The sequence below is a fragment of the Amycolatopsis nigrescens CSC17Ta-90 genome (assembly GCF_000384315.1).
GTDB lineage: Bacteria > Actinomycetota > Actinomycetes > Mycobacteriales > Pseudonocardiaceae > Amycolatopsis > Amycolatopsis nigrescens.
The window spans coordinates 3,261,220-3,275,383 of record NZ_ARVW01000001.1 but is presented as its reverse complement, the minus strand read 5'-3'; the positions used below and the strand labels follow the sequence as shown (position 1 = coordinate 3,275,383).

12 protein-coding genes are annotated in these 14,164 nt (G+C 69.3%); 9 read left to right on the top strand and 3 right to left on the bottom strand.

The window, feature by feature from the left end:
* Nucleotides 1-46: 46 nt before the first annotated feature.
* Both AMYNI_RS0115215 and AMYNI_RS0115210 read right to left on the bottom strand, forming a co-directional pair.
* Nucleotides 47-1,009: a Gfo/Idh/MocA family protein gene (locus AMYNI_RS0115215; protein WP_020668878.1), complete on the bottom strand. Its 963-nt coding sequence runs from the start codon at nt 1,007-1,009 to the stop codon at nt 47-49.
* Nucleotides 1,006-2,112 carry a DegT/DnrJ/EryC1/StrS family aminotransferase gene (locus tag AMYNI_RS0115210; protein WP_026360483.1) on the bottom strand — a complete coding sequence of 369 codons (1,107 nt, stop codon included), beginning with the start codon at nt 2,110-2,112 and terminating at the stop codon, nt 1,006-1,008. The genes AMYNI_RS0115215 and AMYNI_RS0115210 overlap by 4 nt, the downstream gene beginning before the upstream one ends.
* Before the next feature lie 182 nt (nt 2,113-2,294).
* On the opposite strand from AMYNI_RS0115210, the gene AMYNI_RS0115205 reads away from it, so the two are divergent.
* The 8 genes from AMYNI_RS0115205 (at nt 2,295) to AMYNI_RS0115170 (ending at nt 9,787) form a co-directional block, all read left to right on the top strand.
* A complete protein-coding gene (locus tag AMYNI_RS0115205) occupies nt 2,295-3,359 on the top strand; it encodes an ATP-grasp domain-containing protein (protein WP_020668876.1) in 1,065 nt (354 codons plus the stop codon).
* The gene (locus AMYNI_RS0115200) at nt 3,356-3,967 is read left to right on the top strand and encodes an HAD family hydrolase (protein WP_084628380.1); all 612 of its coding nucleotides are present in this window, start codon (nt 3,356-3,358) and stop codon (nt 3,965-3,967) included. The genes AMYNI_RS0115205 and AMYNI_RS0115200 overlap by 4 nt, the downstream gene beginning before the upstream one ends.
* A gap of 14 nt (nt 3,968-3,981) precedes the next feature.
* Nucleotides 3,982-4,224 (top strand): acyl carrier protein, encoded by a 243-nt coding sequence (locus tag AMYNI_RS0115195; RefSeq protein ID WP_020668874.1) that lies wholly within the window; start codon nt 3,982-3,984, stop codon nt 4,222-4,224.
* A complete protein-coding gene (locus AMYNI_RS0115190; protein ID WP_020668873.1) occupies nt 4,217-4,951 on the top strand; it encodes an SDR family NAD(P)-dependent oxidoreductase in 735 nt (244 codons plus the stop codon). The genes AMYNI_RS0115195 and AMYNI_RS0115190 overlap by 8 nt, the downstream gene beginning before the upstream one ends.
* Nucleotides 4,948-6,345 (top strand): AMP-binding protein, encoded by a 1,398-nt coding sequence (locus AMYNI_RS0115185; protein WP_020668872.1) that lies wholly within the window; start codon nt 4,948-4,950, stop codon nt 6,343-6,345. Before AMYNI_RS0115190 ends, AMYNI_RS0115185 begins: the two co-directional genes overlap by 4 nt.
* A 73-nt stretch (nt 6,346-6,418) precedes the next feature.
* Nucleotides 6,419-7,477, top strand: a complete 1,059-nt coding sequence (locus tag AMYNI_RS0115180) for a LuxE/PaaK family acyltransferase (protein WP_020668871.1) — start codon at nt 6,419-6,421, stop codon at nt 7,475-7,477.
* Entirely contained in the window at nt 7,474-8,745 is a 1,272-nt protein-coding gene (locus tag AMYNI_RS0115175) for an acyl-CoA reductase (RefSeq protein ID WP_020668870.1), read from the top strand. Before AMYNI_RS0115180 ends, AMYNI_RS0115175 begins: the two co-directional genes overlap by 4 nt.
* Before the next feature lie 49 nt (nt 8,746-8,794).
* Nucleotides 8,795-9,787 carry a lysylphosphatidylglycerol synthase transmembrane domain-containing protein gene (locus tag AMYNI_RS0115170; protein WP_020668869.1) on the top strand — a complete coding sequence of 331 codons (993 nt, stop codon included), beginning with the start codon at nt 8,795-8,797 and terminating at the stop codon, nt 9,785-9,787.
* 64 nt (nt 9,788-9,851) lie between these two features.
* On the opposite strand, the gene AMYNI_RS0115165 is transcribed toward AMYNI_RS0115170, so the two are convergent.
* Nucleotides 9,852-11,810 (bottom strand): DUF6541 family protein, encoded by a 1,959-nt coding sequence (locus tag AMYNI_RS0115165; protein ID WP_020668868.1) that lies wholly within the window; start codon nt 11,808-11,810, stop codon nt 9,852-9,854.
* A gap of 254 nt (nt 11,811-12,064) precedes the next feature.
* Between AMYNI_RS0115165 and AMYNI_RS0115160 the strand changes: the two genes are divergently transcribed.
* Complete coding sequence (locus AMYNI_RS0115160) at nt 12,065-14,155, top strand: DUF6541 family protein (RefSeq protein WP_020668867.1); 2,091 nt, start codon at nt 12,065-12,067, stop codon at nt 14,153-14,155.
* Nucleotides 14,156-14,164: the final 9 nt, after the last annotated feature.

Genomic DNA, 14,164 nt, shown 5'->3' with positions numbered 1-14,164 from the left:
CTACCTTCAAAGTAGGCAAGGTGCCCTTCACGGACAAAAAGGCGGTTCAGGCGGGGGTGGAGGCCTGGGTGAGCACGCTGGCGACCACGCGGTGTGACGGCAGGATCGAGTCGCGTTCCTCGGTCGCGTCCACCTTGCCTTCCAGCAGGTCGACGAAGCGGTCCAGCTGGGTGGCCAGCGGCTCGCGGGCGGAGACCAGCTCCGGGATCTCGATCACGGTCTGCTGCCGGTAGCCGAGACCGTCCGCGCTGGCCGCGTCGTGCGACACGTGGCGGTAGATCGTGACGTCGCGGCGCAGCAGGTCGATCTCGATCAGCCGGTCCAGTTCGGACACCACCAGCGAGCGGACCTTGCGCTGTCCCAGCCGCGAAGCCGAAACGGTGGCCAGCCCGCTGGGGAACGAGAGCACCGTTTCGATGGTGTCCTCGGCGCCTTCGACCGACGACGGGTGGAAGTAGCCCGCGCTGGAGGTCACCCGCGACGGGCTGAGCCCGCCGAAGAACTGGATCGCGATGTCCACGTCGTGCACCAGCAGGTCCCAGGAGACCCCGGTCTTGATCCGCGGCGCGTACGGGCCGTGCCGCCGTGCCATCAGGTGCACCGGCTCGTTGACCAGCGCGCGGGCCGTCATCACGGCCGGGTTGTAGCGCTCCAGCAGCCCGCACATCAGCGGCACGTCCTTGGCCGCGGACAGCTCGACGATCTCCTCCGACTTCGGCAGGCTGTTCGAGACCGGCTTCTCCACCAGCAGCGGCTTGCCCTGCTCGAGGATCTCCAGCGCGAGTTGGTGGTGCACCTCGGTGGCCGAAGCGAGCACCACTGCGTCCACATCGGACAGTGAGCCGATCTCGGGGGTCCACTTCGAGTCGAAGCGGTCGGCCACCGCGCGCCCGGCGTCCTCGCGCGGGTCGATGACCCTGGACAGGGTGACCCGCTCGTTCTGCGAGAGGACCCTGGCGTGCAGCGAGCCCATGGTGCCGGTGCCGACCAGGGCGATGCGATGCGTCACGCGCCCAGTACCTCCCTGACTGCGGCGATCACGGTGTCCACATCGGACTCCGAGAGCGCTGGGTGGACAGGCAGGGAAAGTGCCTGCGAAGCGACCGCCGCGGCCACCGGGAAGTCCGAAGTGGACGCACCGGGGATCAGCGGGTGACCCTGGTAGCACTCGTAATCGAAGACGATCTTCGGGTAGTACACGCCGTTGCCGATGCCGCGCTCGGTGAGCGCTGCGGCGAGCTCGTCGCGCGACAGCATCGCGTGCGGGCCGACCAGCACGGTGTACTGATGCCAGACGTGCTCGCGGCCGGGCAGCACGGCCGGGGTCTCCAGGCCGGGTGTGCCGGCCAGGCCCTCGGACAGCCGCTGCGCGTTGTGCTGGCGGGCGGCGGTCAGCTTGTCCAGCTTCTCCAGCTGCGGGATGCCGACCGCGGCGTGCAGGTCGGTCATCCGGTAGTTGTGCCCGGCCAGCTCGTACTGGTAGCGGGCGCGCATGCCCTGGTTGCGCAGCACGCGCAGCCGGTCCGCCAGCACGTCGTCGTCGGTGGTGATCACGCCGCCCTCGGCGGTGGTGATGTTCTTGGTGGCGTACAAGGAGAAGCAGCCGGTCCCGAACGAACCCGCCCGCTTCCCGTCGAAGGACGCGCCGACGGCCTGCGCGGAGTCCTCCACCAGGTGCAGCCCGTGCTCTGCGGCCAGCGGAGCGAGTTTGCCCATGTCCGCGGTCTGGCCGTAGAGGTGCACCGGCATCAGCACCTTGGTCCGCGGGCCGATCGCGGCGGCCACCGCGTCCGGGTCGAGCGCGAAGTCGTCCCGCCGGATGTCCGCGAAGCGCACCGTGGCGCCCGCTTCCAGGATGGCGTTCAGCGTCGCGACGAAGGTGAACGGCGAAGTGATCACCTCGTCACCCGGCTCCAGGCCGAGTGCCTGCAGGGAGGCGACCAGCGCGGTCGTGCCGTTGTTCACCGCCACGGCGTGCTTTGTGCCGGAGACGGCTGCGAAGGCCTCTTCGAAGCGTTTGACCATCGGTCCTTGTGCGATGGCGCCGGATCGCAGCACCTCGAGGACCAGGGGCTCCGCATCGCGGACATCGACCACGGTTATGGGTATCATGCAGCAGTCTTTCACCTCGGCGGACACTTCCGGTGCGTCAGGTACAGTCGTGCCTCGGCATGGCTTCGGCCCCCGGGTTCGGCACACCGCCGACACTGACGCGGCCGTCACGATACTCGCCGGTCGCCAGCGGCTTTCACAGCCGGTGGTGACTGCTCAGCGGGTCTTCACAGGGTAGGGAAATGGCACGCATTCTCATTACCGGCGCGGGTGGTTCCGCCGCCTACAACTTCCGTGACGCGCTGTCGGTCTCGGACAACGAGTACGAGGTCGTCGGCACCGACGTCAAGCCGTACCACCTCGAGCTGATGGACGTGGAGGCCAAGTACCTCGTTCCGCCGGTCAGCGACCCCGGCTACGTGGACGCGATCAACCGGGTCATCGAGGCGGAGCGCATCGATTTCGTGCACCCTCAACCGGACGTCGAGGTCGGTTTCCTCGCCGAGCACCGCGACAAGCTCCAGGCACCCACCTTCCTGCCGGACGCCAAGGCCGTCTCGCTGTGCCACGACAAGATGTCGTTCAACGCGCACATGAAGGCGAACGGGGTCTCGGTGCCCGAGGCCATCAAGATCGACAGCCAGGAGGACCTCAAGGCGTCCCTGGAAAAGCTGCTGGAGATCAACCCGAGGGTGTGGCTGCGGGCGATCCGCGGCGCCGGCTCGCGGGCCAGCCTGCCGATCAACTCCTACTACCAGGGCGACGCCTGGATCGACTACTGGCGTTCCTTCCGCGGCCTCGACTACGGCGACTTCATGGCCAGCGAGTACCTGCCCGGCCACGAGTTCGCCTGGCAGAGCCTGTGGCACGAGGGTGAGCTGATCACCTCGCAGGCCCGCGAGCGGATCGAGTACATCTTCGGCAACCTGACCCCGAGCGGGCAGAGCTCCTCGCCGTCGGTGGCCAAGACGGTGAACCGGGACGACGTGAACGCGATCGGCGCGGCCTCCGTGCGCGCGGTTTCGGACAAGCCGCACGGCGTGTTCTGCGTGGACATGAAGGAGAACGCCGCAGGGGTGCCGATGGTGACCGAGATCAACGTCGGCCGCTTCTTCACCACCAGCAACTTCTTCGCGCACGCCGGGCTGAACATGCCGGACATGTACGTGCAGCTCGGCCTCGGCAAGAAGCTCACCGAGACCCCGCCGGTGCACAACCCGCTGCCCGACGACCTGTACTGGGTTCGCATGATCGACATGGGCTACAAGCTGGTGAAGGGCGACAACTGGTCGGCCATCGAGCGATGACCGCGGCGCCGGCGTCATCTACTGTGATTTTCGACTTCGACGGCACCCTGTTCAACCTCCCGGTGGACTGGACCACGCTGCGGGCCGAGCTGGGCGTGGCGCCGGACGCGAAGATCGGCGACGAGCTGCAGCGCTGGCTGGACGAAGGTGACGACGAGCACCTCGGCATGGTCAGCAAGCACGAGCTGGAGGCCGTGCGGGCCGGCGGGTTCACCGCCGGTTCGCCGGCCGGGTTCACCGCGCTGAAGGGCCGCTGCAACCTGGCCGTGCTGACCCGCAACACCAGGGACTCGGTGTTCGCCGCGCTCGGCGAGCACGCCGAGGGGGTGCTGGTCGTCGGCCGCGAGGACGTGCGGCGGCTCAAGCCGGATCCCGAAGGCGTGCACACGATCCTGGCCCATTTCGGGGCCGATCCGGCGACCGCGGTGCTGGTCGGGGACACCTACCACGACGTGCGGTCGGCACGGGACGCCGGTTTGCTCAGCGTGATCGTGCGTAACCCGCTGTTGAAGTACGCGCCGGAGGGTGCCGACTTCTACCTCGACGACCTGACCACGGACGTGCTCGACCTGGTCGGCCCTCTACCATCGAACCGTCAGTCGGACTAGCAGATCGAGGAAAAATGGCGCTCAACGACCAGCTTCGCGACGTCTTCGTGCAGGCTCTGGACCTCGGCGACGATGTGGACGTGGTGAACCTCAAGTACCGCGACATCGAGGCATGGGACTCGGTCGGGCACATGGCGCTGGTGGCCGCCATCGAGGACGAGTTCGACGTCGAGTTCGACACCGACCAGGTGATCGACATGAGCAGCTTCAAGGTCGCGGTCGACATGGTTACGGAGCTCAAGAACAAGAATGACTAGCCTTTCCGGGAAGGTCGCGCTGGTCACCGGCGGCACCAGGGGAATCGGACTGGCCACCGTGCGGGCGCTGGCCGGGGCGGGCGCGACCGTGGTGCTCACCGGCCGCGACGAGGCCGCCGCCAAGGAAGCCGCCGCGTCGGTGTCCAACCAGGTGAGCGGGCAGCAGCTCGACGTGACCGACGCCAAGGCCGTGGCCACCCTGGTCAAGGGCGTGGCCAAGGAGCACGGGCAGCTGGACATCGTGGTCGCCAACGCCGGGATCATGGAGGGCGGCCTGCTCGGCATGATCCGCGAGGCCGATGTGGACCGCACGCTGGCCACCAACGTCAGCGGCACGCTGCACACCGTGCAGGCGGCGGCGCGGGCGATGATGCGGAAAAAGACCGGTTCCATCGTGGTGCTCGCGTCGATCGTCGGCGAGCACGGCAGCGCCGGCCAGACCGTGTACGCCGCTTCGAAGGCGGCTGTGGCGAATATCGCCCGGTCGGCGGCCAAGGAGCTGGGCCGGTCCGGGATCAGGGTGAACGCGGTCGCGCCAGGGGTGATCGAGACCGCGCTGACCGAGAGCCTCAGCGAAGACGTGAAGGCCGCCAACACGGAGAAGACCCCGCTCGGGCGGCTCGGCAAGGCCGAAGAGGTGGCCGCGGCCATCCGCTTCCTGGTCAGCGACGACGCGTCGTTCATCACCGGTCAGGTGCTCGGAATCGATGGAGGCTTGGTGCTGTGAGTCTGCTCGGCGATGGAGCCAGGCTGATCGACGTGGCCTCCGCGCGGACGCTGGCCGGTGCGGAGCTGACCGCCGAGGTCGAGCGGGTCGGCGCCGAGCTGGCCGCGCTGCCGACCGGGGTGCTGTTCGCGCGCACCGCGGTGGACCTGCCGAGCGTGCTGCGCTACCTGGCCGCCTTCGAGACCGGCAGGCCGGTCGCGCTGATCGACCAGGCGCTGGACGCCGAGGTGCTGGCCGGCCTGGTCGAGCGGTTCCGCCCGGCGGCCGTGCTGTCCGCGCCGGAAGGTGCCGTACCGGACGGGTACACGGCGCAGGACGGGCACTGGGTGCGGGCGGCGGCCGACGGGATCGCGCCGCACCTCGACCTGGCGGTGCTGCTGCCGACCAGCGGTTCCACCGGGAACCCGAAGCTGGTCCGGCTGTCCCGCCGGGCGATCCTGGCCAACGCGGTCGCCATCGCGGACGTGCTCGGCATCGACGACGGCGAGGTCGCGCCGACCAGCCTGCCGCTGCACTACAGCTACGGGCTTTCCGTGCTCAACTCGCACCTGATCCGGGGCGGGGCCGTGCTGATCGAGCCCTCCGGGGTGCTCGGCCGCGGTTTCTGGGACGCGGTGAACGAGCACAAGGCCACGTCGCTGGCCGGAGTGCCGTACCACTACGAGATGCTCCGGCGGCTCAAGTTCGACCCGGAGTCCTACCCCAGCCTGCGCACCCTCACCCAGGCGGGCGGCAAGCTGCGCACCGACCTGGTGACCGAGTTCAACGACAAGATCACCGCCGTCGGCGGCCAGATGTTCGTGATGTATGGGCAGACCGAGGCCGGGCCGCGGATGGCCACCGTGCCGTCCGCGCGGCTGGCCGAGAAGCTCGGCTCCGCAGGCACCGTGCTGCCTGGCGGCACTTTCGGGATCCGGCGTGACGACGGGTCCGAGACCACGCACCCGAAGATCGTCGGCGAGGTGGTCTACCGCGGCCCGAACGTGATGATGGGCTACGCGGAGACCGAGGCCGAGCTGGCGCACGGCGACGAGGTCGGCGGCGTGCTGGCCACCGGTGACCTCGGCTATCTCGACGAAGACGGCTTCCTGTTCATCACCGGCAGGCTCAAGCGGATCGGCAAGGTCTTCGGCAACCGGGTCAACCTGGATGATCTGGAGCAGGCCGTGCGTTCCGCAGAGGTGGGCATCGACGTGGTGGCGGCGGTCCCGGCTGGCGACAAGGTCGTGCTGTTCGCCGAAGGGGCCGACAAAGCGATCTGCAAGGACGCGTCGAGGGCCCTGTCGGAGCGACTGCACCTGCACACCAGCGGGTTCGACGTGCGGCCGATCGACACCGTGCCGCTGCTGGCCAGCGGCAAGATCGACTATCGGACGCTCGAGTCGCGGATATGACCTACGTGGTCGTGAGTGAAAAGTGTTGCCGGAGCAACACTTTTCACTCACGACCCGTGAGCAGGGAGTTTGCATGAGTGACACCGTGTTCAGCCTGTCGCAGGCCGAGCGCGAAGCGACGCTGCTCCCGCAGCTCGCGGAGCTGACCGCGCACCACCGGGCCAACTCGGCCGGGTACGACCGGATCCTGTCGTCGCTGGGCATCGCACCGGAGGGCGGGTTCGACCGGATCGCCGACCTGCCGTGGCTGCCGGTGCGCATGTTCAAGACGCACGACCTGAAGAGCATCCCGGACGAAGAGGTGTTCAAGACCCTCACCTCGTCCGGCACCACCGGGGCCGGCGCCTCCAGGATCTACCTGGACAAGGCCGCCGCGGCCGCGCAGACCAAGCAGCTCGGCGCCACCCTGCAGACCGTGCTCGGCGGCGAACGGCTGCCGATGCTGATGGTGGACACCGTCGGCATCATCAAGAACCGCCGCTCCTTCTCCGCCCGCGGCGCCGGGGTGCTGGGCATGGCCAACTTCGGCCGCAAGCACGTCTACGTGCTCGACGAGCAGGACCGGCCGGACATCGAGGCGGTCAAGGGCTTCCTGGAGCGGCACGGCGACCAGCCGTTCCTGATCTTCGGGTTCACCTTCATGGTCTGGCAGTACCTGTACGAGGTGGCCAGGGACAACGGGCTGGACCTGTCCAACGGCATCCTGATCCACTCCGGTGGCTGGAAGAAGCTGATCGACCGGGCGGTGGACAACACCGAGTTCCGGCGGCGGTTCAAAGAGGACACCGGCCTGCACCGGATCTACAACTACTACGGGATGATCGAGCAGATCGGCACGGTGTTCCTGGAGGGACCGTCGGGCAACTCGCTGTACTGCCCGGACTTCGCGGACGTGGTGATCCGGAACCCGGAGACCTGGGCCGAGCAACCCGTCGGCGAGCCGGGCGTCATTGAAGTGGTGAGCACTCTGCCGCATTCGTACCCCGGGCACGTCCTGCTGACCGAGGACCTCGGTGTGTACAACGGCATCGACGACGGCGACTGGCCCGGCAAGCACTTCTCGGTGCTGGGCCGGCTGCCCAAGGCCGAGGCCCGTGGCTGCTCGGACACTTTCTCGGCGGCTGCGGCATGAGCCTCGCGCAGCGTTTTCCCGAGGGTGCCCCGGTCGAGGTGGACGCGCTGGTCGAGGACCTGCGCGCGGAGCCGCCCGGTGGCCGGCTGAAGGTCGGCGACGAGCGGATCGTCGGGTTCCTCACCAAGTTCGCCCGCAAACTGCTGGCCCCGGCCACCGCGCGCCGGTTCCCGGAACTGGCTTCGCTCGGCTTCTTCCTGCGCAAGAGCGAGATCACCAAGGCGCTGACCGGGCTGGAAACCGGCCGCGCTGGCACGTCCGGGGACGCACTGCGTTTCCCGCGCGGGCTGGTCTTCCACGTGCCGCCGGCCAATGTGGACACCATTTTCGTCTACTCGTGGGCGCTGTCCGCGTTGGCCGGGAACCACAACGTGGTGCGCGTTTCGTCCCGTTCGGCCGGTGCCGCCGAGGCGGTCTTGGAGGCGCTGAACGCCGCGCTGGCCGAAGTGGACCCGGAAACCGCGCTGACCATCACCCGCACCCAGCGGATGGTCACCTACGACCGCAGCGACGCGATCAGCGGCGCGCTGTCCAAAGCCGCCGACCTGCGCGTGATCTGGGGCGGCGACACGTCGGTCAACGCGCTGCGGCAGTACCCGCTCGCCCCGCACGCCCGCGACCTCACGTTCCCGGACCGCTCCTCCTTCGCGATCGCGTCGGTGCGCGGCTGGCAGGAGGCCTCCGAGCAGGGGCGACGGGCCGCGGCCGAGGGCTTCTACAACGACTCCTACTGGTTCGACCAGGCCGCCTGCTCCTCACCGCGCGCGGTGTTCTGGGTCGGCGACCAGGACGGCGCGGACCTGGCAGGGCAGCAGTTCCGCCGGCTGCTGGCCGAGGTCGTGGCCGCGAAACAGCACGTCACCGAGCCCGCGATGGCGGTACAGAAGCGAGTGTCGGCCTACGGCGCCGCGGTGGACGGGCTGATCAGCAAGATCACCTTCGACGGCGCTGGCACGGACCTCAACGCGGTGGCCACTCTGGAGCTGACCGGGCCGGACGCGCTGCCGCGCGAGTGGCTGGGGGCCGGTACCTTCGGCCACGGCAGCGTCCGTACCCTGGACGACCTGGTGCCCGTAGTGGTGCGAAAAGATCAAACCGTCAGTCAATTCGGATTCAGCCGGGACGAATTGGTTGAGTTCGCAAGTAATTTGGCGGGTCGTGGTGTCGACCGAATTGTTCCGTTCGGCCAGGCATTGACGTTCTCCGCGATCTGGGACGGCTACGATTTGCTCAGCGAATTCAGCCGCCTGGTCACTGTGACCGATTGAGTTACCCCCTATTGTGCCCGGTGTGGCCGATGAGGAGACGCGACACCAGATGACCACCGTGGAACCCGAGGCGAGCCCGGGCGAACAGGCGACTCCGGCTAAACCCCCCAAGTCCACCCCCAAGTCCACCAAGGCGAAGCTGATCGACGCGGCTCGCTGGGTTGCCATCGCCGTGGTGATCTTCTTCGCGGCCAAGTCGCTGATCGAGAACTGGGACGAGTTCTGGCGGACCCTGCAGGGCATCGCCTGGCAGTCCTCGGTGCTCAGCCTGGTCGCGCTGGTCGCCAGCATCGGGGTCGGCGTGTACGCCTGGCAGACCATCGTGGACGACCTCGGCAAGCCGATCGGCTACGCCCGCGGCGCGCAGATCAACCTGGTCGGCTCGCTGGGCAAGTACGTGCCCGGCTCGGTCTGGGCGTACCTGCTGCAGATGGAGCTGGGCAAGAAGGCCGGCCTGGCCAGGGCGCGCATCTTCACCGCCTCGCTGCTGCACCTCGGCGTCGGCGTGGTGGCCGCGCTGGTGCTGTCCATCCTGGCCATGCCCGCGGTGTTCGCGAACAGCCCGAACGCCTGGTGGCTGCTGGTGCTGCTGCCGCTCGGCCTTGCCGCGCTGCACCCGAAGATCCTGAGCTGGGGCACCTCGCTGGTGCTCAAGCTGCTGCGCCGGCCGCCGCTGGACCACCAGCTGTCCTACAAGATGATCGGCAAGGTCTTCCTCGCGCTGGTCGGCGTGTACGCGCTGCAGGGGGTGCACCTGTGGCTGCTGGCCAACTCGGTCGGCGCCCCCGGCTTCAACGGTTTCGTGCTCTGCGTCGGCGCGATGGCGATCGCGATGACCTCCGGCACCTTCGCCTTCATCCTGCCCAGCGGCGCGGGGGTGCGCGAGGTCGTGATGGTGGCGGTGCTCACCGCCACCGCGATCTCCGGCCCGCAGGCGCTGGCCTTCGCGCTCGCTTCGCGGGTGATGTTCACCGTCGCGGACCTGCTCACCGCTGGCGGCGCGGCGCTCACCGCGCGCCTGCAGGCGGCCAGGGCCAAGTAAGCCAAGTAAGTACCGACGAGAAAAGCCGGCCATTCGCCCCGCGAGCGGCCGGCTTTTCGCCGTTCTACAGCTCGCCGGGTTCGGGGATCAGCCGGTACACCTGGGAGTCCTGGTTGCGGTACACCGGCTCGAGGAAGTCCAGCCGGTCCAGGCCGACCAGCCCCGGCAGCGGTTCGGTCACCTCGGCGAACCCGCCGTGCCCGACGATCACCCAGCGCACGTTCAGCTTCCGGACCGTGTCGCGGACCGCCTGGTTCGTCTCGTACTCGCGGAAGTGGTCGCCGAGCAGGATCGCTTCGGCCGGCGGCAGCGTGCCGTCGTAGTGCCCGGAGACGGTGCGCACCCCGCTGATCGCGTAGGTCCAGACCGTGCCGTCGTTGCGGTCGTTCATCGCCCACTCGCCGGGCTTGGCCCGTTTGCCCAGCTCCAGCATCGCCTGCGCCTCGTCCGGGCTGACCGGCATGTTGTGCTTGTCCTGGCGGTTGTAGCCGCCGTAGACCATGCGTGCGTTCGAGTCGTAGTAGAGCCCCTCGGTGAGGCCGGCGAACCCGGCGAGCACCAGCACCGCCAGCCCGGCGGCCACCCAGGAGTACGCCCGCTCCCTGGCGAACGGCAGCCGGTCGCGGACCCACGCCTGCACTTCGGCAAGGCCGTGCGCGGCCAGCACGCACAGCGGCACCGTGGCCATCGTGACGAACCGGAACGGGTCGTCCCACCACGGCCGCGAAATGGCCATCACCAGCGGGTCGTTGGTGGACGACACGGCCACGTAGAGCAGCCCGCTGAGCAGCGCGGTGCCGCCGATCCAGCGCAGCCCGTTCAGCCGGTTGAAGAACAGCAGGCCGAGGAACAGCGCGGCACCGAGCCACACCTGGGGGCGCGGCCCGACGTGCTGGAAGGCGAACAGGGTGCCGATCGCGCCGCTGAGCCAGCCCTCGTTGTCCCAGCCGTAGTAGGGCACCTCGCTGCTGGCGAGGCCGAGCGCGCCGAGCAGCTGCATGCCCGCGACCACCGCGCTGGCCGCGCCGGCCACCAGCAGCGCGAGCAGGTCACGGCCGGCCGTCCGCCAGCGGTTCTCGCCGGTCACCCAGCGCTGGATGAGCATCGGGAGCGCGAACAGGATGCCGGCGAACAGGGTGGACGAGTGCACGGTGAGCAGGCCCACCACGGCCAGCGCGAAGACGAAACCGGTGTCCATCGACGGCCGTTGCAGGTACCGGTGCAGGGCGACCGCGCCGAGCGGGGTGAGCGCCACCCCGAGCAGGAACGGCAGCAGCGGCCCGCGGTCCATCGACTCGTACAGCCCCATCGCGGGCGCGACCGCGACCAGCGCGACCGCGCCGGCGTGCACCGCGCGGCCGCGGAACTCGCGCACCAGCGCCACCAGGGACAGCGCCAGCAGGAACGGCAGCAGCAGGGTGTTCGTGTTCAGGATCGCCGGGATGGTGGCGCCGGTGAGCTGGAAGCCGAGCGCGGAGATCAGGTGGTAGGCGTTCGGGTAGAACAGTTCGTTCTCCGCGCCGTACCAGTTGGTGTGGCTGGTGCCGACCAGCGAGCCGTCGCCGGTGTCGGCGATGTAGCGGATCCCGTTGGCGTGGTAGACCGCGTCCCAGCCCTGCGCGATCGCGTCTAACTGGCCGAGTCCCCGGAGCACCGCGTAGGCGCCCACCGCACCGGCCACGATCAGGCAGGCCAGCACGGCGAAATGGCCGGACCGGGCCCACAGCGGTGGTGCGCCGGGGCTCTCCCCGTCGTGGCGGGCGCGGAACCGGCGCACCGCGAGCAGCCGCAGGCCGAACCCGACCGCCGCGAACAGCGCGGTGCAGACCGCGAAAGTGGTGCCGTTGAACGGCAATCCCACGGCAGCAAGCCACGGCCCGGCGAGGCCGCCGATGGCGTAGGTCAGCAGCGGGGCGGTGCCGGCCAGCACCCAGCCGCGCAGTCCGGCCGCGGCACCGGCCACCGCGCCGGGCAAGAGCAGCACCAGCAGATAGACCAGGATCGTGACGGCGTTCAACGACACGCTTGCACTGGTTGGCACTTTTCCTCCGCGGCGCCGCCGGGAGCGGGGAAGGATCTTTCACCGGCCCGGACAGATCGAATTGAGGCGCAGCCTATCCAGAGATCGTTTCACCTCCGTGGTGGGTTCGGGCTAGCCGGGTGGCGCCCTGAGCACCGACGACATGTGCCGGCAATGGTGTCGTGACCCCCGGCTAACCGGTCCGAATGCACCGAATAGCCTTCGCGTTGTCCGCCCTCCGCCTCCATGGGAGTCCGATGACCACCGCGAACCTCGTGTACCCGCTCGTCGGGCTGCTCGTGCTGGCCGTGCCGGGGCTGTTGCTGCAGCTCGCGGCCGGGGTACGGGACAAGCTATGGCTGGCCGCGTTGACCGCGCCGGTCAGCATCGGCGTGTTCGTGGTGGCCGGGGTCGTCTCCGCGATTCCCGGCGTGCCCTATTCGCCGTGGCTGGTGCTGGTGCTGACCGTGGTGCTGGCCGCGGTACTGCTGCTGGCCTGGCGTCGGCTGCGGACGTCGGCGGTCCCGATCGAGCCGATCGAGCCCGCCGAGACCGAATCCTCGTTCCTGCCGTCGCTGCCGCCGCGTCTGGTGCTGCTCGCCAAGATCGCGGCCGGCCTGCTCTGCCTCGGCGCGATGGTGCTGGCCTTCCAGCCGTGGCGGACCGGCCTCGGCGGCTGGGCCACCTACCCGCAGGAACACGACACCATCACGCACACCTGGCTGACCGCGTACATCGAGCGGACCGGCCGCGGCGCGCCATGGGACCTGCTGCCGCTGGACCTGCTGACCGGCGGTCCGGTGTCGTTCTACCCGTCCGGCCTGCCGCTCACCGCGGCCCTGTCCGGTGACCTTGCCGGCGGCGCGGTGGTCGGCTTCAACGTGATCAACGCACTGGTCATCGGGCCGGTGTTCGTGCTCGGCTGCGCGGCGCTGGCCGCGGCGATCTTCCGGCGGCTCAAGGTCGGTCCGGAGTGGACCGCGCTGGCGGGCGGGATCGCCGCACTGGTCGCGGCCGGCCTGTACCGGCCGGGGGTGAACCTGCTGCACGACGGCGGGATCGCGCCGAACGCGGTGGCGATGAGCCTGGCACCCGGGCTGATCGCGGCGCTGATCACGATCGGCCGGCGGCAGTGGCTGCGCGCGGTGCTGCTCGGCCTCGGCCTGGCCGGGGTCTTCGCGGTGCATCCCAGCTCGGTGGCCACCATCGGCGCCAGCGTCGTCGTGTTCTGGGTGGTCGAAGCCTGCACCGCACGCGGCCGCGAGATCCTGCGCGGGCAGTGGCCGGTGCTGCTGGTGGCCGGGGTGGTGACCGTGCTGGCCGCGCTCGGGCAGGTGCTCGGCTCGCTCAGCCAGGCCACCCGTACCGGTTCCTGGCAGCCGGACATCGGCCCGGCCCCGATCGGGGACGCGGTGGGCACCAACCTGATGCTCACCTATGGCGGCTACTTCGATTCGAAGCAGATGTACGCCCAGGTCGCCGCTGCCACCATGGCGCTGCTCGGGGTGGCCGCGATCCTGCTCACCAGGCGGGCGTGGGGCGCACTGGGCATGTGGGCGTTCTGGCTGCTGATCAGCGTGGACTTCAAGCTGAGCCCGGCCAGCGGGATCGGCTCGACGCTGATCGGCTCGTTCTTCTACAAGTCCTACGTCCGGATCCAGGCGCACGTCTCGCTGTTCGTCCCGGTGCTGGCCGCGTTCGGCGTGCTGGTGACCGCGGTGGCGGTGGCGAAGCTGGTCGGGTCCTGGCGGAAGCTGCCCGCCGCGGTGCGCGCTCCCGGCCCGGTCACCGCGGCCGTGCTCGCGGTCGTGGTGCTGGTCTACACCGGCTGGGCGGCGATCCCGTACGAGCACCGCAACGCCGAGATCGTGGCCTCCCGCTACGTGAAGCCGGAGTTCGTCCGGGTCAACGACGACGACCGCAAGGCCGCCGACTGGCTCGCCGCGAACATCCAGCCTGGCCAGCGGGTGATGAACAGCGCCAACGACGGGTCCACCTTCGCCTACATCGACGACGCCGTTCCGCTGGTGAACGTGGTGACCCTGGGCAACATCCAGATCCCGTACACCTTCGAGCTGCTCAAGTCGTTCCACGACTACCCGAAGAACCCGCAGATCCGCCAGGCGATCCTGGACCTGAACATCGCCTACGTCTACGTGGACAGCCAGGCGCCGGTGATGGGCGCCGGGCCCGGCGCGCCGGCCAACTGGCTGGGTGAGCCGACGTACACCGTGGCGCCGGGGCTGAAGTACCTGGACGGCCTACCGGGCATTTCGGTCGGCTTCAAGTCCGGCACGGTGACGGTGTACCGGCTGGACCGGCGGGCACTGGCGGACCTCCGACCCTGACCCCGCAAT